The sequence below is a fragment of the Bacillus sp. 2B09 genome (assembly GCF_003946835.1).
GTDB lineage: Bacteria > Bacillota > Bacilli > Bacillales > Bacillaceae > Bacillus > Bacillus altitudinis.
In genome coordinates, this window is the sequence record NZ_RPSG01000011.1 from 70,107 (window position 1) to 94,141 (window position 24,035).

Genomic DNA, 24,035 nt, shown 5'->3' on the forward strand with positions numbered 1-24,035 from the left:
GATTGTTTGTCAGCTTGCTATTATTTGTTTATTTTTTTGGAGTGACAGGAGTTGAAGGGTCCATGTGGGCGGCTGTTTTGTATTGTGCTCTGCCCTTTCTGATGTACACGATACTCTGTTTGCCTTTATGGATTTATTTTAAAGTCAGCAAAAAACGTTCAATACATAGAAATGAGGAACATACATGATCGTTGTCAGCGCTTGTCTTGCGGGATTAAAGGTCCGTTATAATGGCAGCCATCGATTAGATCAACGTATCGAGGAGCTTGTGCAGGAAGGAAAGGCGGTAACAGTTTGCCCTGAGCTGCTTGGCGGTTTCTCTACACCAAGACCTCCCGCAGAAATTATTGGTGGAGATGGTCATGATGTCTTACGAGGGCAGGCTTCTGTAGTTGATGTTCATGGAACAGATGTGACAGAGATGTATGTAAAAGGTGCACAAGACACGCTTAAGCAGGTTCAGACTCTTGGCGCAACATCCGTCGTGTTAAAAGAGTACAGTCCTTCTTGCGGAAGCCGGATGATCTATCGGGGAGAGTTTAACGGGAAGACAAAGGCTGGGGACGGTGTGACGTCTGCCTTGCTGAAACAGCATGAGATTCAAGTATTCTCTGAGGAGGATGATTGGACCTCGCTGTTTGTATAGGGATAAGTAGAAATCTATTTAATATAAAAACAAATATATTCACATAAAAATTTTGTATTGTTAGTATGGGACAAAATGAAATTAGATCATAGTAGCCCTTGCATGGTCTATTTTCATGCATGATCTTTCGCACATTCGGGTATAGTGCATGGTAAGCAAAAATGAAGCGGAGGTTTGTTTGATGAGTGGATTAACAGATACAGTCACATTAGCAAACGGAGTGAAAATGCCGAAGCTTGGCTTTGGTGTATGGCAAGTAAAAGATGGGGATGAGGCTGTAAATGCAGTCAAAGACGCACTTGAAGCGGGCTATCGCAGTATAGATACAGCAGCGGCCTATCAAAATGAAGAAGGTGTTGGCAAAGCCATTCAGCAATCAGGCATCTCTCGCGATGATCTGTTCATTACGACAAAAGTCTGGAATAGTGATCAAGGATATGAGTCAACGCTTGAAGCCTTTGAAACGAGTATGAACAAACTAGGTCTGGATGTATTGGATCTTTATTTAATCCATTGGCCGGTTGAAGGCAAATATAAAGAAACGTGGAAAGCGCTAGAGAAGCTGTATAAGGATGGGCGTGTTAAGGCAATTGGCGTGTGTAACTTCCATCAGCACCATTTAGAAGATTTATTAGAAGAGGCAGAAGTGGTACCAATGGTCAATCAAATTGAGCTGCATCCGAAGCTGACGCAGGAGCCTTTACGTGACTACTGCAAGGCAAAAGGCATTCATATAGAAGCATGGTCGCCATTAGGTAGCGGGAAACTTCTTAACCATCCGGTGCTTCAAGATATTGCGAAAAAACATGAGAAGTCAGTGGCGCAAGTCATTCTTCGCTGGGACTTGCAGCATGGCATTATCACCATTCCGAAATCTGTGACGAAGAGCCGAATCATCGAAAACACAAACGTATTTGATTTCGAGTTATCCGCCCATGAAATGAGTGTCATTGATCAGCTCAATGAAGATGAGCGCACGGGTCCAGACCCAGATAACTTCGATTTTTAATATAAGTAAAGCACGGGCGGGATGCCTGTGCTTTTTTATTTGCCCCTATGTTCAGACCGTCTTTTGAGGCTGATAAGTCTCAATGATTTGAATGGCGTCGACAATTTGCTCTTTCGTATAGTCTCCAATCAAACAAAAGGTTTCATCTTTACGTGCAGCATGGTTTGCCACTGTATGTGCTGCTTCCTCTAGCTGAGCTGTGATGCCAAGATCACGCATCGTTCTAGGTAATCCGAGTGTTTGATAGAGCTCAAGTAATTCTTCTACTTCCGTCATACGGTTTTCTGCGGCAAGCTGGACGAGAATGCCATAGGCCACTTTTTGTCCATGTAACACATGATGTGTTTCATCAATAAATGTTAATCCATTATGAACGGCATGGGCTCCTGCCATTCTGCCATAACGTCCTCCATAGCCGCCGACTGTTCCGGCTAACGTAATGATCGTATCTATTACATCTGCAAAGGCTTGAGAAAGCTGACCTGTTTTTAAGCTGCTAACGGCTTCTTCACTATGAGTCAGAAGAATGTCACGAACGTACACTGCCTGCTTTAATGCAGCATGTACCATGAGCGGCAAGGTGCCTTTTGTGTTACGAATAATGGCTTCCGCTTCATACCATTTTGCCAGTGTATCCCCAATTCCGCTTTGGAGGTAGGAAAGAGGAGATGAAATCAAAAAAGTATGATCAATTAACGTGAGATAGCTGGACCGCTTATGATAGTCGACCCTCATAAAATTTCCCTTGTCATCATAAATGACGCTGAGCGGTGTAGAAGCCGCACATGTCCCAGGAATCGTCGGCACCATGATCACTTCAATTTGGAGAGCGTCGGCAACAGACTTCGCTGTATCTAAAATCGTGCCGCCACCGATCCCGATGATCACATCTGAACTCTTGAGTTCTTCCGCAATTCGTGTGATCGCATTTGGTGAACTGTAACCTTTATGCTGAACAACAGGCCACTCGGATGGAAGCTTTGTGTACTGTGAAAAGGCTTGATATGAGTCATATCCTGTCACTATAGCTGGTGACTGAAAGGGAGTAACAAGTGACTCGATTTCATGATAAATCCCCTTTTGAGAAATAAACTGGTTAGGACCGCTTCTGACGATCTCTTCTGGCTGGATCATGGACTTATGCTCCTTTACAAAATCATCTAGTTCTTAAATCATCTCATTTTACAGAAAGTTCTGTCAAATAATCGGACAATATGAGACCATAGACCCTTCCGTTTTATGGAATTGAACTGCTGACATTGCCTTAAGGTATGTATTTCCTGTATGATATAAAATGGTATGTTTTGATTAAATTTAAGAGGTGTTTATATATATGGAAAAACAATATCGTGTATTACTTTACTATCAATATGTCCCCATTGAGGATCCAGAAACGTTTACAGCAGAGCATCTAGCATTCTGTAAGGAACTTGGTTTGTTAGGTCGTATTCTTGTTTCATCTGAAGGCATAAACGGAACCGTTTCTGGTACCATTGAGCAAACGGACAAGTACATGCAAGCATTGAAAGAAGATCCACGCTTTGCGTCCATGCCAATTAAAATTGACGAAGCGGATGGTCATGCGTTTAAGAAAATGCACGTCCGTCATCGAAATGAATTGGTGAATTTAAGTCTTGAAGATGATGTGAATCCGCTAGAATTAACGGGGAAACATCTCAGCCCAGTTGAATTTTACGAGCAAATGCAATCACCTGATACGGTCGTGATTGATGCACGTAATGATTATGAGTTTGATGTCGGTCACTTCAGAGGTGCTGTGCGCCCTGACATTGAGACATTCCGTGAATTACCTGAGTGGATTCGTGACAACAAAGAGATTCTTGAAGGGAAAAAAATTCTGACGTATTGCACAGGCGGCGTACGCTGTGAGAAATTCTCAGGATGGTTAAAGCGTGAAGGCTTTGAAGATGTATCCCAGCTTGACGGTGGAATTGTCACGTACGGAAAAGACCCGGAAGTTCAAGGAAAGCTTTGGGACGGTCAGTGTTATGTGTTTGATAACCGCCTAACGGTTCCAGTCAATCAAACAGAGCACGTCGTGGTCGGAAAAGATTTCTTCACTGGCGAACCTTGCGAGCGTTATGTGAACTGTGCGAACCCTGCATGTAACCGCAAAATGATTGCAACAGAAGAAAGCGAGCATAAATATATGCGCAGCTGCAGCCATGAATGCCGCACAAGCGAACGTAACCTTTATGTGAAACAACATAATTTGTCTGAAGAAGAAGTTCAAGAAAGACTAGCTGTCATTGAAAAAGAACAAGCAATCTCACAAGGATAAGAGGGTTTCCCTTTTATCCTTTTTTCTTTGAATGATACGTGTTCAGAGGGAAGAGGAAGTCATTTCCTCTTTCTTTTTTGTTTTGTTTTTTTCAAAATAAGGGTAAAGGTAGTTAATCAGTCTAATAGATTGAACAGTTGAAAAAGCGCTTTCTTTTGAAATAAGCATGTTCGACTATTTCAGAAAATGGAGAATTGAGAGATAATATAACAGGCAAAAAAATGAACAAAGATAAAAGTTCAGATAAGAAAGTATTTGCCAATGGAATGAAAGGTGAGCTGCTATAAAAGAAAGGCGCTTGCTCGACACATGCTCTGTATTTTAATCGAAAGGTGTTATGAACATGAATCATTTGCATCGTAGGATGGGAACTTTCGCTTTAATGATGGTAGGTCTTGGCTCAATCATTGGTTCAGGATGGCTCTTTGGTGCGTGGCGGGCTGCTCAAATCGCCGGCCCTGCTGCTATTTTGTCATGGTTGATCGGGATGGTTGTTATTTTATTTATCGCATTGTCTTATAGTGAACTCGGGTCGATGTTTCCAGAGGCAGGCGGAATGGTCAAATATACGCAATATTCACATGGCTCTTTTATTGGATTTATCGCCGCTTGGGCAAACTGGATCGCCATTGTCTCAGTGATTCCTGTTGAGGCAGTTGCCTCCGTTCAATACATGAGCTCATGGCCTTGGGAGTGGGCAAAGTGGACAAGCCATTTGGTCACAAAAGGGGTTTTGACGACTGAGGGGCTCATGGTGGCAAGTGTGCTGCTGGTGATTTATTTTCTGCTCAATTATTGGACAGTTGGGTTGTTTTCAAAGGCGAATACATTCATTACGATTTTTAAAATCGTCATTCCAGGATTAACAATTGGTGCGCTCTTATTCGTAGGTTTTCATAGTGAGAATTTTACTTCTGGAACAAGTATTGCGCCGAACGGCTGGGCGAGTGTGCTCACAGCTGTGGCAACATCGGGGATTGTGTTTGCTTTTAATGGCTTCCAAAGCCCGATTAATATGGCAGGAGAAGCGAAAAATCCAGGGCGTTCGATTCCAATCGCCATTGTTGGATCGATTTTGATTGCAACGGTCATTTATGTGCTGCTGCAAATCGCTTTTATTGGCGCTGTCGATCCATCAATGATTGTGAATGGCTGGGGGCATTTGAATTTCAACTCGCCATTTGCTGACCTTGCCATTGCGCTAGGGATTAACTGGCTTGTCCTTATTTTATATGCAGATGCGTTCGTTTCTCCTTCTGGCACAGGGATTACGTATACGGCGACGACGTCTCGTATGATTTATGGGATGGAAAAAAACAAGTACATGCCGAGTGTACTTGGCCGTCTGCACCCAATTTACGGTGTGCCTCGTCCAGCGATGTTTTTTAATTTGGGTGTATCGTTCATCTTTCTGTTTTTGTTTAGAGGCTGGGGGGTTCTCGCTGAAATTATTTCTGTGGCGACCCTGATTTCCTATTTGACAGGACCTGTGACAGTGATGACGCTGAGAAAGACGGGCACAGATTTATATCGTCCACTGCGAATTAAAGGACTCAGCATCATTGCCCCGCTTGGTTTTGTCTTTGCATCATTGACACTGTACTGGGCGAGATGGCCGCTGACGGGTCAGGTGCTGTTCATTATTCTCATCGGTCTGCCAATCTATTTTTACTATCAAGCAAAAGCGAAGTGGAAGGGCTTTGGCCGTCACTTTAAAGCAGGTGCTTGGATGGTTGTGTATTTGCTTGTGATGATGACGATTTCCTGTCTCGGCAGTGATAAATTTGGCGGGTATAACGTCATTCATTATGGTTGGGATATGGCACTTATTGCAGTTGTGGCGTTGTTATTTTATATGTGGGCACTCAAAAGTGGATTTGAAACAGAGTTTTTAGAAGATGCGAAAAAAATCAATGATGAACTGCGTGCTTCTCAGAAAGAAGCCGCCTCATCTAAGGAATAACGGAAGGGCTGCCTGAATACTGAGGGCAGCCTTTTTATTTGGATGGATGATCCATGACATGCTGCTTTAGCCAAGTGGTAACGCCGTGTAGAACGGTGGCTGTCACAAGACAGATAAGCGCATATCTCCATAGCTGATCTAAGCCTTGTCCACTAAGCCAAAAAACAATACCTAGAATAAAGAGAGTCAGAATGAACATGAATAAAAAAGATGCTGACCAGAAAAAAGCCTTCATCGAAGGTCACCTCCTCGGGGTATTGTATGCAGGCCGAGGGAGGATCAGACCAGCAAGAAAGAAGTAAAAATATCGTGAAATCTATTTCAAAAGTCAGATAAAAACGCCAAGTGATTTGACAGTTGTGTTAAGATGAGAGCATATTTTGAGTGTAGATGGCTGGTTATAGACGGAGGTGTTTGGAGATGCAGATTCAAAAGGTTCTAAACAATAATGTCATTAGTGTGATAGATGAACAAGGAAAAGAAATCGTCGTCATGGGCAGAGGCATCGCTTTTCAAAGACGTCCCGGCGACCCGGTGGACGAGGCGTTAATTGATAAAGTGTTCCGCTTAGAGGATCATTCCGTACATGAGCGGATGAAAATGCTGCTTCAAGAGGTTCCGTATGATGTCGTCAAGGTGACCGAGGAAATGATCCAATACGCACATACAAAGCTGAACCGAAGATTAAACGAAAGTCTGCATGTATCGCTGGCAGACCATATTCATTACGCCATCGAACGATTAAAGAAAAACCACTTGATTGAGAATTCGCTGATTTGGGAGATTAAACGTTTATACAAAGATGAGTTTCTCGTGGCGAAGGAATGCCTTGAGATGATTGAAGATCGTCTTCATATTGAACTGCCTGAAGATGAAGCGGGCTTTATTGCCATGCATATTATTAATGCAGAGCTCAATGAAGACATGAATACAACGGTCAATATCACAAAAGAAGTGAATGCCATACTGACCATTGTGAAATATCATCTAAACATGGAATTTGATGAAGACTCGCTCAACTTTTATCGTTTTCTCACACATTTACGCTTTTTCGTACAGCGTCTCATCAACGAAACGTTACTCGTCAGTGAAGATCAAGATTTATATCAGCTGATTAAAGTGAAATATCCGAAGGCGTACGAATGCGCAAAGAAAATCGCGGAATATGTGTATCAAACGTATCATCGCGATCTGACATCAGAGGAGATGCTCTATCTATCAATTCATTTGAATCGACTCATCAAACGAGAAAAATAAAGATAGAATTTTAAAAGAAAGCGTTGACATCACAAAAAGTGAGTGGTACTATTTGCTCATAAACATAAAAGAATACGGTTTCACAATGATCGTCTTAGAGGATTGTGACTGTTCGGCAGGCAAAACCTAAACGTTCACTGAAAAAGCGCAATAGCAAGTTGCGACTATTTTTGGTGCCCGTTTAGGTTTTTATTTTGCCTAAAAACGTATTTTTTTGAAAAAAAGGGGGTTTTTGTATGAGTCATCGTCAATTAGCAGAAGACATTATCAAACATATCGGTACAGAGAAAAATGTTCATTCATTGGTTCACTGTGCCACAAGACTTCGCTTCACACTAAATGACAGATCAAAAGCAGATAAAGCAGCCATTGAAAAATTAAATGGTGTGGTGACTGTCATGGAAAGCGGCGGCCAGTTTCAGGTGGTCATTGGCAACACCGTACCAGAGGTATATCGAGAGATTGGGGAGTTTACGAATCTATTAGAGGATTCCACTTCTTCATCTGCTAGATCAAGTGAAGAAAGTACAAGTCTTTTTGGAAAATTCGTCGACATTGTTTCTGGAATTTTCACACCGCTTCTAGGTGTCATGGCGGGTGCCGGTATTTTAAAAGGACTTCTAGGCATCTGTATCAATGCAAAATGGTTATCTCCTGAAGATACGTCGTATCAAATTTTATTTGCCGCATCAGACAGCTTGTTCTACTTCCTGCCGCTGCTGCTCGCATTCACTTCTGCTAGGAAGTTTAAAGCGAATCCATTTGTCGCTGTGACGATTGCAGGTGCACTGATCTATCCGACTATTCAAGAGCTCACAAAAGGCGGCGGAGATGTGTCGTTCTTCGGCATTCCAGTTGTCTTAATGTCTTATACATCAACGGTTATCCCGATTATTTTGGCAGTGTTTGTGATGGGATATATCGAACGTTTCTTTAACAAAGTCATTCATGAAAGTGTGAAAAACTTTATTACACCACTGATTTTACTGGTCACGGTCGTTCCACTGACACTGATCGTATTTGGACCATTTGGTGTGTATGCAGGGAACGGAATTGCAGCCGTCCTGCTGAAAGTATTCTCCTTTAGCCCTACACTTGCCGGTGCTTTAATTGCGATGGCATGGCAGGTTCTTGTCATCTTCGGTATCCATTGGGGGCTTGTGCCAGTCATTTTAAATAATATTGCGGTTCATGGAAAAGATCATATTAAGCCGGCCACTGCGCCAGCTGTATTTTCACAAGCCGGTGCTTCAATCGGTGTTATGCTGAAAACAAAGAACAAAAAGCTGAAATCATTAGCTGGATCGACAGCGGTTTCTGCTGTATTTGGAATTACAGAACCTGCTGTATACGGCGTCACACTTCGTTTGAAAAAACCATTTATTGCAGCGGTGATCTCTGCCGGTGTCGGTGGTGCCATTATCGGTTATTCACAAAGTATTGCGATCGCGTCAGGTCTTCCGAGTTTACTGACACTTCCGATCTTCTATGGTCAAGGATTTACAGGATTCTTAATCGGAATTTCCGTTTCATTTGTCCTTTCAATCGTCTTAACCTATTTGATTGGATTCAAAGATCCTGTGGATGAAGAAGATGCTCCTGCAGCTAGTTCTGCACCAGCATCTGAAAATGAACATGGTGTCAAAGCAGCTCATGTGAAAAGTCCTTTATCTGGCGAAGTCATCAAGCTAGAAGAGGTGCAGGATAAAGCCTTCTCATCTGGCGCATTAGGTAAGGGTGCAGCCATTATTCCATCAGAAGGCAAGCTGTTTGCACCAGTAACTGGAGTCGTGACAACGGTATTTCCAACAGGACATGCATACGGTCTCACCTCTGAAAGTGGAGCAGAAGTACTCATTCATATTGGACTGGATACTGTACAACTTGGGGGCCGACATTTTACGCCGAAGGTTGAGCAGGGTCAAACGATTACAGAAGGTGAACTGCTTGCGGAGTTTGATATTGAGGCCATTCAAGCAGCAGGACTTTCTGTCACAACACCTGTGATTATTACCAATTCCGGTGAATTTAGCGATATCATTGAGATAGAAGAAAAACAAGTGACACCAGGACAATCATTTTTACACTTAGTTTAAGAAAAGGGAGGACATAATCATGAGATATTCAACACTAGCACCATTTCCAAAAGACTTTTTCTGGGGCGGATCGACTTCCGCCTATCAAGTAGAAGGTGCATGGAACGAGGATGGCAAGGGACCTTCAGTCATTGATATGAGAGAAAGCTATCCTGAAGGAACAACGGATTTTAAGGTAGCCAGCGATCACTATCATCGATATAAAGAGGACGTGAAGATGTTTGCAGAAATGGGCTTGAAGGCTTATCGTTTCTCCATTGCATGGACACGTATCATTCCAGATGGAGAAGGGGAGATCAATCAAAAGGGAATTGACTTCTACCATTCTCTCATTGATGAATTGCGCCGCTATGACATTGAACCAATTGTGACGATGTATCACTTTGATTTACCTCATGCGCTTCAAGTGAAAGGCGGCTGGTCAAATCGTTCGACAGTCGATGCGTTTGAACGTTATGCGGAGGTTTTGTTCCAGGAGTATGGCGAGAAGGTAAAATATTGGCTGACGATTAATGAACAAAACATGATGATCTTACATGGATCAGCATTAGGTACACTGGATCCAAATTTAGAAAATCCGAAAAAAGAACTATATCAGCAGAACCACCATATGCTTGTGGCACAGGCGAAAGCCATGACGCTTTGTCATCGTTTGCTGCCTGAGGCGAAAATCGGACCAGCGCCAAACATTGCCCTAATTTACCCGGCATCTCCAAAACCTGAGGATATCATTGCAGCGGCTAATTACAATGCGATCCGCAACTGGCTATATCTGGATATGGCTGTATTCGGTCGTTATAACAACCTTGCATGGGCATACATGAAGGAAAAAGACATTCTTCCTGTGATTGAAGAGGGAGATATGGATATTTTGAAAAGTGCAAAACCAGACTTCATTGCCTTTAACTACTACACATCTCAAACGGTTGAAGCGAGTAAAGGAGATGGCAATGATGAATTTGCTCGCGGCGGAGATCAGCATTTAAAATCTGGTGAAGATGGCGTCTACAAAGGCGGGAACAACCCGTTCTTAAGTAAAAATGCATTTGGCTGGGAGATTGACCCTACCGGTTTCCGATCAACGATGCGTGAGATTTACGACCGCTATCAGCTGCCTCTTATTATTACGGAAAACGGGCTAGGCGCTTTTGACAAGTTAGAAGCGGATGGATCGATTCAGGATGATTATCGAATTGATTATTTAGAAAAACATATTGAACAAATCAAATGGGCGATCACTGACGGGGTTGAGGTATTCGGGTACTGCCCGTGGTCAGCCATCGACTTAATCAGTACACACCAAGGCTGCTCAAAACGCTACGGTTTTATCTACGTCAACCGTGATGAATTTGACCTGAAAGACCTGAAGAGAATTCGGAAAAAGAGCTCTTATTGGTATGAAACATTAATCGAGCAAAATGGAGAGAACATCGGGAAGTAACAATTTCACACTCAAAAAACCCCTAATTTTTAGGGGTTTTTTTCTCTTCATGACTTGTAACTATATCAACTGGATGTATCAATTTTTCATCATCATTATCCTCATCAGTGTAAGGCATAATAAGTGAATCCAACTCTTCTTTATCATCAACTAAAGCAACGTAAGTTGTATAATCCTCTAAATCTGATGGAAACAATTCAGCTTGACCAACATTACTTTTCAATGCTTGGTCAATAGCACTCTTTAATTCAATTAAACCCTCACGATTACCAATAATATAAGAATCCATATGCCAACTTTTTTGTGCATATATATGGCAAATCTTATCTCTATCTTTCATTATCTCATTACACCCTTCCTGAAGAATTTAATTGATTATGTGCCAACACGCCAACCACATAAAACGTCAAAAGTCTCTTTGGCTTTTATGGCGTCTAACAGCTTTTTATCTCTTTCAAGAAGACTGCTTTGTATGTATGCTTGCTGTTTTTTCAACTTGCTGGAGTTTACCGATCACATCTTACTCTCTACTATCATTATACCCCGAATTTCATCTCATTTATAGACTGTTTTCCGCCCGCATCAGCCCGTATACTGTTATACGCAAGTCAAAAACGATAAGGGATGTGGCTGTATGAATGACAAGAAAGATGTTTTAGATCCTGGGCCGTTTTTTCATGGGACGAAAGCAGAATTGAAGATTGGGGACCTGCTTGAACCGTTGCATTTATCCAATTATCAGGATAAACAATCGAACCACATCTATTTCACCGGAACATTAAACGCAGCCAAATGGGGAGCTGAATTAGCCCGGTCTGATTCCAAAGAGAGAATTTATGTTGTAGAACCGACAGGCGAGTTTGAAGATGATCCGAATTTGACGGATCAAAAGTTTCCAGGGAATCCGACCCGTTCTTATCGATCGACATCCCCTTTGAAAATTGTCGCAGAATTAGGCGCTTGGGAAAGACACTCCAATGAAGAAATTAATCATATGCTGACGTCGTTAAAAAAGTTAAGGGAAGAAGGAAAAAATGTCATATACGATTGATTCGTATGTAAGGAATAGATGAATAAAAGGCCGCCCGATTTCACTTGGGCGGCCTTATGTGCTATTGAAACAGGACATGCATCAGCTCATCAAATGTTCTTGCATGTGTCAAGGAGTGAAGGCGGTCGGGACTGTCTAATAAATCGACAGCTTGTTCAAAAAATTGATTCATGCAGGCAGCGTCATCTTTCTGAATGGCTAACAAGAAAATCAGAGATACTTGATCTCCCTGCCAATCAATTGGCTGTTTCAATCGTGCAATTGCCACGCAGGAGGTGCCTTCATTTGTGATGAGCGGGTGAGGCATCGCAATCCCCTTGCCAAGATAAGTTGATGACATTTGCTCCCGCTCCAGCACGGAGGAACGAAAAGAAGATGAAACAAGCTGATGCGCCTCCAGCCGGCTGCAAAGCGTATCTAATACCTCTTCTTTGCTTGAAAGGTTCACATCCAACAAGGTCAATCGTTCTTGGAAAAAAGCCATCAGCTCCTGCGAAGGGGAACCGTGTCCGTTTAACAGGTGAATGACCTCACTCACACGCTGGACATCATGATGTTCAAAAAAAGCATTCACTTGAATGATTGGTTTCCCTTTTGGTGCGAGAGGTACGGTTGTAATAATCACATCACATGGCAAAGTGGTGCTAAAAGCGTAATCCTGATAAGAATAAAGCTCAACAATCTCAAGCTCATGTTGAAAGGCCGCCTTCAATTTAATTTCAAGCAGCCGTGCCGTTCCTAGTCCAGACCCGCATACAATAATGGCCCTCTTTTTTTGTGAGGTGTCAAGATGACTTCTTTCAAATGAAGCAGCAATATGTAAGGCAACATATGCCGCCTCATCTTCATTTGGCGTTCGCACCAGCTGTAAGGCATTGAGTCCGCTGACAGCCAAATCAAACGGATAAGGATAAGAAGTTTTGATCTCATGCAAAAGCGGATTTTGTAAAGACACGCCGTATTGAATTCGATTTAATAATGGCTTCATATGCAGCATCAAATCTTGACGCAGGATATCGTCATCTACAAAACGATGACCGCTTGTTTTTTCAATGTGCTGGAGAAATTGTGTCACCGCCTGACGCACTTCTTCTGTCATTTGGTGCTCATCGATTTCTTTCCACGTTTGATTCGCTAAGAGATGCATCACCAAGTAATCTGTTTCATCCTCTGATAAGGTGACGTGAAACGTGTCACTTATTTGATGAGTGATCTTTTGAGCGATTCTTGTTAACACTGGCGGTCTTTTTGTGTGAGTGGTACTGGCGGGTATCCGCTGTTTTTTTTGCGTTTGCTGAATGGCAATCGCTAAGTGAATCACTAAATTCTTTAGGGCAATATCTTTAATGAGCAGTGATTCTTGATATAGATTTGTCAGCACAATGGATCGAATGGTTTCAAGTGAAATGTCAGGGAAATGAAGCTGTTCCCGCTCAGTTATATGAGATAGGGCGGGTTCTTCTTCAAGCAGTAAGTCTGCGTAGCACGTCCTTTTTTGCAATTCGTCTCCGTCTACTTTTAAGCCAAATCCAGGCTTTGAGACAAGGGTCATACCGTAACGGGCTAACAGCTCCCGTCCTTTTTTTAAATCACTGCTGACCGTCATACGGCTGATGAACAATTCTTCTGCTAATTGATCAATTTTTAAGTAGTCTGATTGAAGCAATAATTTTCTCATCATAAATCGTATGCGCTCTTCTGGCATGACGGGTACGAGAGAGCGGGCAGGAAGCTTTTGCTGATGAAGCCAAAGCAGGAAAGCGTCTTGGTCACTTGTTAAGAGTGTATACCCTTTCCCGCGGATGGTCTTGATCATGGCTCCAGCTTGTGTTAACAGCTCGTTTGCTTCTTTGATTAAATTGCGGATGGAGCGGTCAGATAAGCGAAAAGAGGCAGTGAGCTCCTCCAGTTTCACGAACCCTTTCGTTTCAAATAGCCGCTGAATGAGCTGGTAGGTTCGAGTATCTGCCGTCATCATCATTGCGCCGCTCCTTGTTCCTTTAAGGCATCAGCTCCAAGGGCAATGGCTCCCATTAAACCAGATAATCCGTCAAAGGAAGGCTTTGTGACGATTTCATTTAATGGCTTTGGTAATTGTAAGTAACCATGAAGACGTTTGTCTGTTTCTTCAAGGATGAGCGGCAGCAAGGCCGGCTGTTTCATGACACCTCCACCAAATATAATGCGTTCTGGTGAAAGGGTGAGTAATAAATTTGCGGTCATTTGCCCGAGATAATAAGCTTGAAGTGACCAGGCTGGATGCTCCTCTGGCAGCATTTGTGCCAATGTATGATAGCGGCCTTCTATGGCAGGTCCAGATGCTAGTCCCTCTAAACAATCATGGTGGATCGAGCAGCAGCCCCCATAGGTGTCATGAGGGTGGCGCTGAACGGTGATATGTCCCATTTCTGGATGAAGCAGTCCGTGAATGAGGCGGTTTTCAATATAGGCACCGCCACCGATTCCCGTCCCAACCGTGATATAGATCAAGGAATTTGGTCTGTCTGTTTCCATTGAAAAACGAGCTTCACCGAGCGCCGCACAGTTCACATCCGTATCAAGCTTCATAGGGAGACCGAGTGCTTGTTTTAAGGTTGAGAGTAATGGAAATTGGCGCCAAGCTGTTTTGGGTGTTTCGAGAATCGTTCCATAGCTGGGGCTGTGTTCTTTTACATCGATAGGTCCGAATGCGCCTATGCCAATCGCATCAACTGGATGCTCTGTAAAGTATTCGATCACTTGCCGGCATGTTTCTTCTGGGTTCCCTGTTGCAAAGGAAGTCATATGTTCAATCGTTCCGTCTGTTGTTCCGTAGCCGCAGACAAATTTTGTACCGCCTGCTTCGATGCCTCCAATTCGCATGATCAATGCCCTCCATTAAAGAGAGGCGGAATCCAAATGGATCCCGCCCCTACATGTTCATTTTTTCTTTACAATGTAGGTTTGTACCTGACAAGGTGTGAGCGGTTCAATGTGTAATGATCCATGTTGTGCTTTCAGTATATGTCCTTCAGGTGTTTCGCCTAAATTCGCTGTTTCTCCATGTTGTAGAGATGAACTATTGATTGAAGCGGCTGTTTGACGTGTTAAATATGGATTGAAGAGACGAATGACAATGCCTGTTCCATGCTCTTCTTTTTTCAAAGCGCTTAGAACGGCCCCGTCTGTCTCAATGTCAAGCAGGCTATAAGTAGATTGTAAGTCTTCTTTTTCATCTCGGAAAGAGAAAATTAAACGACCGTTTAAAAAGTCTGCCCGCTCGTAGCACTGAACCGGGGTGGTGTAACGTTTAGCAAGCTGAGCCAAGTGTCCTTCACTCACCGCTTCTTGGCTATAGTGCATGCCAAAGGAGAATGATAGCGATCCTTGAAGCTGGGCATCAGGTGTTTCCACGATTTTTTCTCCAGAAGCCCGGCCGGGACGGTAAAGAAGGTTTTCTTTCCCCATTTTTCCGAAACAGCGGAAGAGTGTGTAAGCAATGGTTGTGTAGTCCGCGCCTGTGATTTGGTATTCTCTGACGCAGTCCGTTAAAAGAGAGACACCATATGCTTCATCGCGAAGTGCAACAAATGATTGCATGGGTTCAATGGTAATCGGTTTTTCTTCCCAATGTTCATTGTTCCACCATTCTAGCTCTTGCGTCAGCTCCGTTGGACGTTCGATGGTGCCAAACTGTTGATCGCTGAGTGATACGTTTGATGCAATACCTGTATCAAAGAGTACCCGTAGACGGTGGTCTAGCGCATGATTGTCCACATTCACATGAAAACGGATGACCGCTTCATCTTTATTTAAAGCCACCTTCGCTGTGATCGGGAGGGAAGTCGTCACCTTTTGCTCCGAGCGTTCCTCTAAATCATATGGGACAGTCAATTGAAGCTTGATGATGAGCTCTTCCTGTAAACTGCTTTTAGATACGGTGATGTCTGCTGATGAGATATCTTTAGATGATACATAAAGATCCTCACGCGGTGGTGAATAGTTATAAGAATCCCCATCATCTCCGTTGTCTTCAAAGATCATTTGCTCAGAGAACGTTCGTCCAGTCTGTTTATCCGTAATTTCTAATGACCCATTGTCATTTGCTGTAATGCGGTAAAACGTATTTTCAATGACACGACCTTCTGTTTTTTCCAAAATGGATTCACTAGATTCATCGAAAACCATGCTAACTTGTGTATAACCAACGGATGGTAAGTCGACTGCTTCAATGAGTAAAACAGCTTTCCATACTTGCTTTGGCATGTACACTTCTTTGCTTGGGTTAAGTGAAATCTGCTGTGCTAAGACATAATCTGTCACATCGGTTTTGCTTTTGACTGTGTAGTGAAGAGTTCGTCCATCAACGTCTTTTAGTGTAAATGGACGTTCTGTGATAAAGGTTTCGACTTCAATGACTTCAGAGCGCTTTGAAGGCAGTGTATTAAATAAAGTGAACGTGATTTCTTGCTCAGTTTGCAGCCGGATGGCGATGAGACGCATGTGTAAGTCCACAAGATTCTCGGCGATTTCCTTTGCCTGTTTATAGCGGAAGAAGACATCTTGATTCGTCGTATCACTGTTACAGCCGCCAATGCTATCATGCGCTGCATTTTCAAACATGAGGTACCAAATATCACGCACCGTGTCATGCGGATAGTCATGTCCGAGTGAATAGCTGATTGTAAGGATCGGCTCCATCACATTAACAAGATAGTTTTCAATTTGATTGTTTAAGATTTTCAAATCTGCTCTTGTTGAAAAAATGGACTTATGAATTCGCATATGCTTGGCATGAATGAGCTCTCCTTCTAATGTCTCAAAAGAAGTTCGCTCTTTTTTCACTGCTGCAATGTAGTCTTCTAAACTGCTGATTTGATAGTTATGCTCATCTATTTCATTGGCTTTTTCTAATAAGTCAGGCAGGTTTTTACGAATAGGCGCTTGGTCAAAGCCATTTGGGAAATAGACATTCTTTGTCGTAGCTTTTGCTTGCAGCGCCCCGATTTTTTCAGAAAGAAAGGCTTGCAGGTCTTCATCCTTCTCAGGAATATTTCCTCCGTAGTAGTAGCCAAATGGCAGATTCACTGCAAACACTTCACTGCCATCCGCCCCGCGCCAATTAAATTCTGTGTGATTCGTCATATGATCAGAAACGCCGCGCCAAAAGGCTGTATCGACAATTCCAAAGCCTTGATAAATTTGAGGCATTTGTGCAGATTGACCGAAGGAATCAGGGACATAACCGACCTTCATGACATGTCCAAACTGCTGACAGCGCTCAATCCCATATTGCAGATTCCGTACAATCGATTCCCCAGAAATCACGAGCTGATCCGTTTGTGTATACCACGGACCGATGATGAGGCGTTTTGCTGTGACGAGCTGTTTGATTCGATTTTCATCCTCGGGGCGCCATTTTAAGTAATCATCTAGCAAGGATGCTTGCGCATCGAGCATGAAGTAATGGAATCGTTCATCTGTTTCGAGGGTGTCCAATATGTCCATTACGCTTTTCATTAAGTAGATACGGGAGCGGGAGGTGGTAAAATACCATTCCCGGTCCCAGTGAGTATGTGGAATCACATGTACATTGACAGTCATTGTGTAACGACACCTTTCTTTGTTCAAATTATCCTTCTAGCACAAGGTCAAAATCATCTTCTTCTTTCTGCTTCTGATCATGTTCTGGCTTTTGGGGTTCTTTTTTCTCAGAGAAGTTCACAAGTAGGTTGGCACCAATTCCAATAACAAGTGCGCCAGTTAGCGCGCCGATTAAATATGCCCACCAGTTTCCTACTGAGAAGAATCCGTAGAGTCCGCCAATTGGCGGCATGATGTCATGGACACCTAATAAGGCAGCAACCCCGCTTCCAGCAGCACAAGCGACGACATTCAGCGGAATCAATTTCAAAGGATTGACGAGTGTAAAGGGAATGGCTCCTTCTGTAATCCCGATAATCCCCATCACAAGACCGCCTCGTCCGGCTTCTCTAAACGTAGGAGAGAAGTTGCGTTTTCGAATCAATGTCGCAAGCCCGTATCCAAGCGGAGGAATGACAATCGCGATATTGACGAGAATGGCAGGAAGATAGACACCTGATAGGAAGAGCGCGTTACCAGCCATCCAAGCTGATTTATTCACTGGGCCGCCAAGATCAAAGCCAATCATGGCACCTAGAATGAGAGCAAGTGCGAGTGTACTTGTTCCATCTGCAACCATGCCTTTGATCCATTCAATTAATGCGGTGTTCAAAGCCCCTAATGGACCGCCCAGCAGAACGGACATGAGAAGTCCGGTTAAGCCAACAGTAATGAGCGGTAAGATGAGCAGAGGGACGAGTCCAGCTGCAGAGCCTTGAATTTGAATTTTTCTTTTCACAAAGAGAGCGACATACCCGGCAAAGAAACCTGCAATGACGGCGCCGATAAAACCAGCATTTGTTGAGCTGGCAAGAGCTCCGCCGATAAAGCCGGCCGCAAGACCTGATTTATCCGCAATCGAATAGGCAATAAAGCCAGCGAGCAGTACGTTCATTAAGCCAATGCCTGTCCAGCCAACCTGTTCCATCAAATAGGCACCATGTAAAATCCCGCCTGCATCTTTATAGGCGTTTAAATCTGACACACCAAAACCTAACCCGACTAGTTTGGCTAAACCAACGATAAGTGAAGCTCCAATGATCACCGGAAGAATATAAGAAATACCGGTCATGAGATGGCCTTCAATGACTTTTAATTTTGCTTTCATTCTGCTTTGCTCCTTTCTATATGGCATTGCTCTTGTTTATTGGGATTCAGATTTTTTCTTTTCAACCAGCGCAACGGCTTTTGTGATGATTTGCTCGGCATTTTTTAGGGCGCGTCCGATTTCGACACGAACAGTAGGAATACCTGAGAAGCGTTCAGCGTCGTTAATGTGCTGATTGGAGGCAATGATGCAAAGGTCTGCCTGCTTGGCTTCCTCTGCTGTAATGCCATTCACCTGTCCCATAATTCCTTGTTGCTCGATTTTAATCTCGTGTCCAAGCTGTTTACCCGCATTCTCTAATGCTTTTGCTGCCATTGGTGTATGAGCTAACCCTGCTGGGCATGAAGTGACACCGACAATTTTCATTGTGTAATCCCCTCTTTCAATTGTTGTTCAATGACTTCGTAATAATAGTCTGCTGTTTGACCGGGTTGAATCTTTTCGATGAAAGCAGGCTCCATTAAACTTGTGGCAATGCCAGACAGTAATTTGAGGTGTGTGACATTGGCCTCTTCAAGTGGAACGAGCAGTGTAAATAAATAACTTGTTGGCAAATCGTCGAAGCTTCCCCATTCAATGGGTTGTTCAAGTTCTAAAAAGAGAAGTGAAGCCGTTTGAACAGCAGAGCTTTTTGTATGAGGAATCGCAAAACCTTGCTGAAGTCCTGTTGAGACTTCGTCTTCGCGTTTCAACAAATCTGTTAATAACCCTGACTGATCGTTTGTAATGTGAAGGTCTTCAGCTTTCTCGGAAATGTATTGTAAAATCTCATTCTTTGATCGACCGTTTACTTGTGTAAAAACATGATCTTTTTGGAACAAGCTGATCCCTTCTCTCTTGTTTGTTAAGCGCTTACAATTTGATTGTAATGTACTTTTCGATATGGTTAAATAGCATCATTTTCCGTTTGAAATGGCAAAAAGTTTATGAAGCGATTAGACTAGCCATCTGAATATCTCAAATCCTAGCTTAAAACGAGTTTAATTATGTCAAAAATAGATTCTACTAAAAGGGATTCTGTGATATTCTTCCAAGGTATTGTAAAAGATAAGGGGGTCTTTTCATGTTTAAAAAGCAGGTCAAATCCTGTGTAGTTGTACTCATGGCCATCATTCTATGTATGGCTGCATTACCTGGGTACGAGGCATCAGCTGTTAGTAAAGGCACAAGTGTCAATGAAGCCATTGGGTTGAAAGATGGTGAAGTCATCTCAGGTACATTACAGAATGAAAAAGAAGAATCATGGTACCAAATTACGCCATCTGCAGATGATGTGGCAAAACATACACATATGCAAATTTCTGTCAAAAGCAAACAAGTGTTATCTGTATCGGTCTACCCAAGTAAGGATAGAGCGATAAAGGATGACACTTATTCGAGATATCGTGTGGACACAGCAAGTGGAGAGACAGAAATCAACTTCCCGCATGCATGGTCAGGTCCTTACTATGTCAAAGTGCTGTATTTAGGTTCAGAGGAAGACAGCCGTGATGAGGAAGAGGATGCAGCATATACAATCGGGTATAAAGGTGCGAATCTTCCGCCATCTGAACCGATTTTCCCTGAAGAAGAAGAGCCAACGATCATCATTATTGAGAAAAAGCATGGACGTGAAATTCTTCAATCCATTCGTACGATCGAAGACAAACGATTCAATGAAACAGCCGATGGTCAGAAGCTGACACGTCTGCTACAAAAAACAAAGCCGTTTCTCAAATCTAAACTCATCAACAATCAAAAAAAGCAGCAAACGGTGTACAATCATTTGCTGACATTAAAATCATTGCTGAATGACGTAGAGAAAAATGGTGCATTCAGCGGTCATATCGTCACAGAGAAAGAGCAACAGGCGATCCGTTCCCTTTTTGATATGCTCAAAGAGGCAAGTCCAGCCTATTTAAAAAAGGAATTAGAAGCAGTGGGGCAAAAAGTAGGAATCGATCAGCTTGAAGGAAAATCGATCGGTTATGTATTAGAGAAACAAAAGCTTGTTCCAGAAGAAAAGGTCAACACAAACAAAATCATCTTTAAATTAAAGGATGGACAAACGCTTCAATCCGCAAAAAAGAAAATGAAAAGCTACGGAATTCAAGAAAACCGTGTGACATCTCAGTCAGTAAATCCTTTATTTAAAGGAATGTATGTTTATGATGTACCGGCAGGGAAAGAATCAGCAGGCAAAACGCTGAAAGCAGGCAAAGCTGTGATCAAAAGCACGGCGAGAAAGCTTTCTAGTATGCCGAATGTTGAATTTGCAGAGCCTGTACAAACGTATCGTGCGCTCAGCAATGACGCGCAGTATGGTTACCAGTGGCCGCTGAAAAACAGCGCCCAAAACAGTGGGAAAAAAGGCGCTGATGTGAAGTTTGAACAAATGAATACATTGATTGGTACAAGCAAAATGAAGCAAACGTTAATCGCTGTTGTGGATACAGGTGTCGACAGCCGTTTGTCTGATTTAAGCGGAACGGTTCGTACAGACTTAGGTGCCAATCTGATTGGCCGTAATAAAGATGCAATTGATGACAATGGCCACGGTACCCATGTGGCAGGTATCATTGCAGCAAAAGCCGATAATCATTACTCCATGGCAGGGCTGAATCAACATACAGGAATCATCCCAGTCAAAGTGCTGGATGCGTATGGATATGGAGATACAGAGCATATTGCTCTTGGCATTAAACATGCAGTGGACAAAGGTGCAAAGGTCATTAACATGAGCCTTGGCGGCTACTACAGCAAGGTCATTGAATATGCGATGAACTATGCTGCACAAAAAAACGTATTAGTGGTAGTGGCGAGCGGAAACGATGGCATTCCAGAAATGGGTTATCCTGCGACTTCCAAGTACGCCATGGCAGTTGGTGCAAGCAATCGCATGGATATTGCCGCTGAATTCTCAAGCTATGGGAAAGGATTAAGCATGTCTGCACCAGGGTCTGATATCCCAAGCTTAATGCCTGATGGGAATGTTTCATACCTGAGCGGGACATCAATGGCTACACCGTATGTTGCAGCAGCAGCAGGATTACTGCTTTCTAAAAATCCAACCCTGAAACCAAATCAAGTGAGAAATATTTTACAAAATACAGCGGATGATATTTCATTTAAAGCTGTTGATGGAACAGATGACGTTTTCTATGATGAAAATGACGAGCCTGTTGTCGATCCGAAAATTCCGGGTATCGATTGGATGACAGGACATGGCAGACTCAATGCTTTTGCCGCGTTAAGTGCTGTTGAATTAAACGCATCAGTTAACAAAGTAGAAGATCAGCATCAAAAGGTGACAGGAAAGGCGAAAGCCGGCGCTGCCATTTCTGTGTATAGAGGCAAAACCCTGCTTGGAAAAGGCACGGCAAGCAAAAAGGGAACCTTTAGTGTGAAGATCAAGCATCAAAACAAAAATAAAGTGCTTCACATCAAGATATCAAAAGGGAAGGCTGCGACTTCGCTCAAAACGGTCGTGAAAAAGGGCAAAGCACCAGCTAAGCCAAAGGTGAATCGAGTAACAGTGAAAAGTAAAACGGTCAAAGGAACTGCGGGTGCAGGCTTGACAATCAAGGTGAAGAACAAATCAAAGAAAGTCATTCAAACGGTCAAAACCAATAGCAAAGGCGCATTTACGGCTAAAATCAAGCCGCAAAAAGCCAAAACCGTCTTGTATGTGACGGCTTCAGATGTGAGAAAAAGAGAAAGTAAAGCAGTGAAAGTTGTTGTGAAAAAATAGTCTTGCAGCTTCCCTTTTGAATAAAAAGGGAAGTTTATGTTTTTTGCTGGAAAAATGACAATAACTGTCGATAGTAATATAGTAGGAAAAAAAAGGAGGATTTATCGATGAAAAAAATCATGTTTGCTTTCTTTCTATCATTGCTTCTCGTTTTCCCAAGCTTTGCACATGCAGAGGAAACAGGAGCAGTACCAGCATCCGTACAAGTAACAGGCGTCACAGCAGCAGACGGTGGTATGGTCAATTACGGTTCTGGCAGTAAATATCGTGTAGGTTCATATTATCCAGCTACTTTTAAAGGAACATTAAAGGACACAAGTGGTCAACTCATGGCGAATCAGCCAATTCAGCTTTATTTTGAAGCAGCAATCAAATCATATGCTCAAACAGCGACAGGCACAACAGACGAGAATGGACAATTTTCACTAACGATTCAAGTTCCTGCAGGTGCAGGCTACCGTACATACAATAATGCAGGCTGGTCTACACATTACTACGATATCGTTCCAGTGACTTTCACTTCAAACGACATCACGCTATCTTCAAATGTGACAAGTGTGTACCATTTGGCATATACATCACGTTACTAATCTGCTAGAAGAGGCGACTTGGCGAAATTCCTGTCGTTTTCATAGAAAAAAAGGATGTCAGCTAGTGACATCCTTTTCTTTTTGTTAGCAAACCTGCTGGGCGGCAACCGAAAGAGTCGATAAACAAACACTCATGAGCCGTTTCTCCCAGATTCGATCGAGCATTGAGCTTTACATCTTGAGCTTTGATGGGTAAGAACTTTGAATACTTGAGCTTTCAGCTTTGAACGTTCAGCTTTGAGCTTTTATCATGGATCATCCTAAGATGATCATCAGATGAGGAGGGAATGACCTTTCCCTCGGAGGTGTTTAGTCCTATCGATTTTCGGCTCACTAACAAAATCGACTAGTCGATCTGTATTTTTGTCAAGGTATTGCTTTCTGATAAGGAGAAATCCACTTCCATTTGGAAATCTTCAATCTCTTTCGAAAGCTGTTCAATCTTCACTCGAAGACGAAGAGGGTCAATGATCGCCGCCTCATTTTCAGCTAGGAATGACTTGACGATCTCTTGGTTGGCAGCGGCTTGTGTTTTTCCGTCTTTCCCAAATAGTGTTTCTAAATGTTGATCCAGTCTCTTTTTCACATCTTCATTGATTTGTTCTGACCGGTCAACCAGCTCTGTGTAGACCTTTTTTAATTTTCGTAAATAACGAATATCGTAATCTATGGATGTCTTGCGTTCAATGGCTTCTGCTACGGTCATGCTAACACCCGCCACCTCAATCGTTGTCGTAGCATTCGACACAACGATGGCTGATTTAATGGCATTTCGGCGTTTGATTAATGCTTGAATCGATTGGTCATCTGCTTTTGCCTTTTTTTCTACTTCTTCTTGATTTTGAAATCCGTTCTGTATATGTTTCCCGATGACCAAGCCACCGAGTACGGCTTCATCAATCGTTCGGCTGATTCTTTTATCTAACATTTTCAGTTCACTTAATGCTCTTGTAATGGTCATTTCCATATTAAAAACAGCTCCCTTGATTCGTCCTGAAAATCATAGATTCCTATCATATACCAAAATGTCTTTGTTTTGCTAGTGATATCCTTTTTTGGAACAAACAAAAAACCTGGTGCTATACACCAGGTTTTCAGATTGTAGAGAAACTCATGTTTTTCTACAATCTTTTTTATTTTCACCATCATTATGATAGATGAGATTGAAGGAAAAACATGAAAAAGGCCTCCCACACACCTATCCTATAGCTTTGCTAGGT

The 24,035-nt window shown here is 42.7% G+C and carries 20 protein-coding genes; 10 read left to right on the forward strand and 10 right to left on the reverse strand.

The window, feature by feature from the left end; translation table 11 throughout:
* Positions 1-184 precede the first annotated feature (184 nt).
* A complete protein-coding gene (locus EBQ12_RS17315; protein ID WP_017366522.1) occupies positions 185-646 on the forward strand; it encodes a 2-thiouracil desulfurase family protein in 462 nt (153 codons plus the stop codon).
* A gap of 181 nt (positions 647-827) precedes the next feature.
* Positions 828-1,655 (forward strand): aldo/keto reductase, encoded by an 828-nt coding sequence (locus EBQ12_RS17320; protein ID WP_125590871.1) that lies wholly within the window; start codon positions 828-830, stop codon positions 1,653-1,655.
* Positions 1,656-1,706: 51 nt separating this feature from the next.
* Here EBQ12_RS17320 and EBQ12_RS17325 read toward each other — a convergent pair whose 3' ends face one another.
* Positions 1,707-2,789, reverse strand: coding sequence for an iron-containing alcohol dehydrogenase family protein (locus EBQ12_RS17325; protein WP_125590873.1), 1,083 nt, complete (start codon positions 2,787-2,789; stop codon positions 1,707-1,709).
* A gap of 199 nt (positions 2,790-2,988) precedes the next feature.
* On the opposite strand from EBQ12_RS17325, the gene trhO reads away from it, so the two are divergent.
* Together trhO and EBQ12_RS17335 are read left to right on the forward strand one after the other, a co-directional pair.
* Positions 2,989-3,957 (forward strand): oxygen-dependent tRNA uridine(34) hydroxylase TrhO, encoded by a 969-nt coding sequence (trhO, locus tag EBQ12_RS17330; RefSeq protein WP_007498459.1) that lies wholly within the window; start codon positions 2,989-2,991, stop codon positions 3,955-3,957.
* 343 nt (positions 3,958-4,300) lie between these two features.
* Positions 4,301-5,920: an APC family permease gene (locus EBQ12_RS17335; RefSeq protein WP_008343861.1), complete on the forward strand. Its 1,620-nt coding sequence runs from the start codon at positions 4,301-4,303 to the stop codon at positions 5,918-5,920.
* A 34-nt stretch (positions 5,921-5,954) separates the two neighbouring features.
* Here EBQ12_RS17335 and EBQ12_RS17340 read toward each other — a convergent pair whose 3' ends face one another.
* A complete protein-coding gene (locus EBQ12_RS17340; protein ID WP_008343859.1) occupies positions 5,955-6,155 on the reverse strand; it encodes a hypothetical protein in 201 nt (66 codons plus the stop codon).
* Positions 6,156-6,340: 185 nt separating this feature from the next.
* Here EBQ12_RS17340 and licT point away from each other — a divergent pair, with 185 nt between their 5' ends.
* The 3 genes from licT (at position 6,341) to EBQ12_RS17355 (ending at position 10,714) form a co-directional block, all read left to right on the forward strand.
* On the forward strand, positions 6,341-7,177 hold the full coding sequence (gene licT, locus EBQ12_RS17345; RefSeq protein WP_008343858.1) for a BglG family transcription antiterminator LicT: 837 nt from the start codon (positions 6,341-6,343) through the stop codon (positions 7,175-7,177).
* Positions 7,178-7,413: 236 nt separating this feature from the next.
* Entirely contained in the window at positions 7,414-9,273 is a 1,860-nt protein-coding gene (locus EBQ12_RS17350) for a beta-glucoside-specific PTS transporter subunit IIABC (RefSeq protein ID WP_007498453.1), read from the forward strand.
* A gap of 19 nt (positions 9,274-9,292) precedes the next feature.
* Entirely contained in the window at positions 9,293-10,714 is a 1,422-nt protein-coding gene (locus EBQ12_RS17355; protein WP_125590875.1) for a glycoside hydrolase family 1 protein, read from the forward strand.
* Positions 10,715-10,736: 22 nt separating this feature from the next.
* Here EBQ12_RS17355 and EBQ12_RS17360 read toward each other — a convergent pair whose 3' ends face one another.
* The gene (locus tag EBQ12_RS17360) at positions 10,737-11,054 is read right to left on the reverse strand and encodes a hypothetical protein (protein WP_125590877.1); all 318 of its coding nucleotides are present in this window, start codon (positions 11,052-11,054) and stop codon (positions 10,737-10,739) included.
* Between the two features lie 294 nt (positions 11,055-11,348).
* On the opposite strand from EBQ12_RS17360, the gene arr reads away from it, so the two are divergent.
* Positions 11,349-11,765, forward strand: a complete 417-nt coding sequence (gene arr / locus EBQ12_RS17365; RefSeq protein WP_017358742.1) for an NAD(+)--rifampin ADP-ribosyltransferase — start codon at positions 11,349-11,351, stop codon at positions 11,763-11,765.
* A 61-nt stretch (positions 11,766-11,826) separates the two neighbouring features.
* Here arr and EBQ12_RS17370 read toward each other — a convergent pair whose 3' ends face one another.
* The 6 genes from EBQ12_RS17370 to EBQ12_RS17395 are packed head-to-tail and all read right to left on the reverse strand — an operon-like array spanning position 11,827 to position 19,316.
* Positions 11,827-13,746 carry a PRD domain-containing protein gene (locus EBQ12_RS17370; RefSeq protein ID WP_125590879.1) on the reverse strand — a complete coding sequence of 640 codons (1,920 nt, stop codon included), beginning with the start codon at positions 13,744-13,746 and terminating at the stop codon, positions 11,827-11,829.
* A complete protein-coding gene (locus tag EBQ12_RS17375) occupies positions 13,743-14,627 on the reverse strand; it encodes an ROK family protein (protein WP_125590881.1) in 885 nt (294 codons plus the stop codon). The genes EBQ12_RS17370 and EBQ12_RS17375 overlap by 4 nt, the downstream gene beginning before the upstream one ends.
* 57 nt (positions 14,628-14,684) lie before the next feature.
* Positions 14,685-17,348 (reverse strand): mannosylglycerate hydrolase, encoded by a 2,664-nt coding sequence (gene mngB / locus EBQ12_RS17380; RefSeq protein ID WP_125590883.1) that lies wholly within the window; start codon positions 17,346-17,348, stop codon positions 14,685-14,687.
* A 28-nt stretch (positions 17,349-17,376) separates the two neighbouring features.
* Entirely contained in the window at positions 17,377-18,495 is a 1,119-nt protein-coding gene (locus EBQ12_RS17385) for a PTS fructose transporter subunit IIC (protein WP_017358746.1), read from the reverse strand.
* A 36-nt stretch (positions 18,496-18,531) separates the two neighbouring features.
* Positions 18,532-18,861, reverse strand: a complete 330-nt coding sequence (locus EBQ12_RS17390) for a PTS fructose transporter subunit IIB (RefSeq protein ID WP_007498438.1) — start codon at positions 18,859-18,861, stop codon at positions 18,532-18,534.
* Positions 18,858-19,316, reverse strand: coding sequence for a PTS sugar transporter subunit IIA (locus EBQ12_RS17395; RefSeq protein ID WP_024719036.1), 459 nt, complete (start codon positions 19,314-19,316; stop codon positions 18,858-18,860). Before EBQ12_RS17395 ends, EBQ12_RS17390 begins: the two co-directional genes overlap by 4 nt.
* A gap of 242 nt (positions 19,317-19,558) precedes the next feature.
* Here EBQ12_RS17395 and EBQ12_RS17400 point away from each other — a divergent pair, with 242 nt between their 5' ends.
* Entirely contained in the window at positions 19,559-22,225 is a 2,667-nt protein-coding gene (locus EBQ12_RS17400) for a S8 family peptidase (protein ID WP_125590885.1), read from the forward strand.
* Between the two features lie 107 nt (positions 22,226-22,332).
* Positions 22,333-22,815 (forward strand): DUF2059 domain-containing protein, encoded by a 483-nt coding sequence (locus tag EBQ12_RS17405; protein ID WP_007498435.1) that lies wholly within the window; start codon positions 22,333-22,335, stop codon positions 22,813-22,815.
* Between the two features lie 346 nt (positions 22,816-23,161).
* Here the strand turns inward: EBQ12_RS17405 and EBQ12_RS17410 are convergent, their stop codons facing one another.
* The gene (locus EBQ12_RS17410) at positions 23,162-23,782 is read right to left on the reverse strand and encodes a hypothetical protein (protein ID WP_125590887.1); all 621 of its coding nucleotides are present in this window, start codon (positions 23,780-23,782) and stop codon (positions 23,162-23,164) included.
* Between the last annotated feature and the right edge of the window lie 253 nt (positions 23,783-24,035).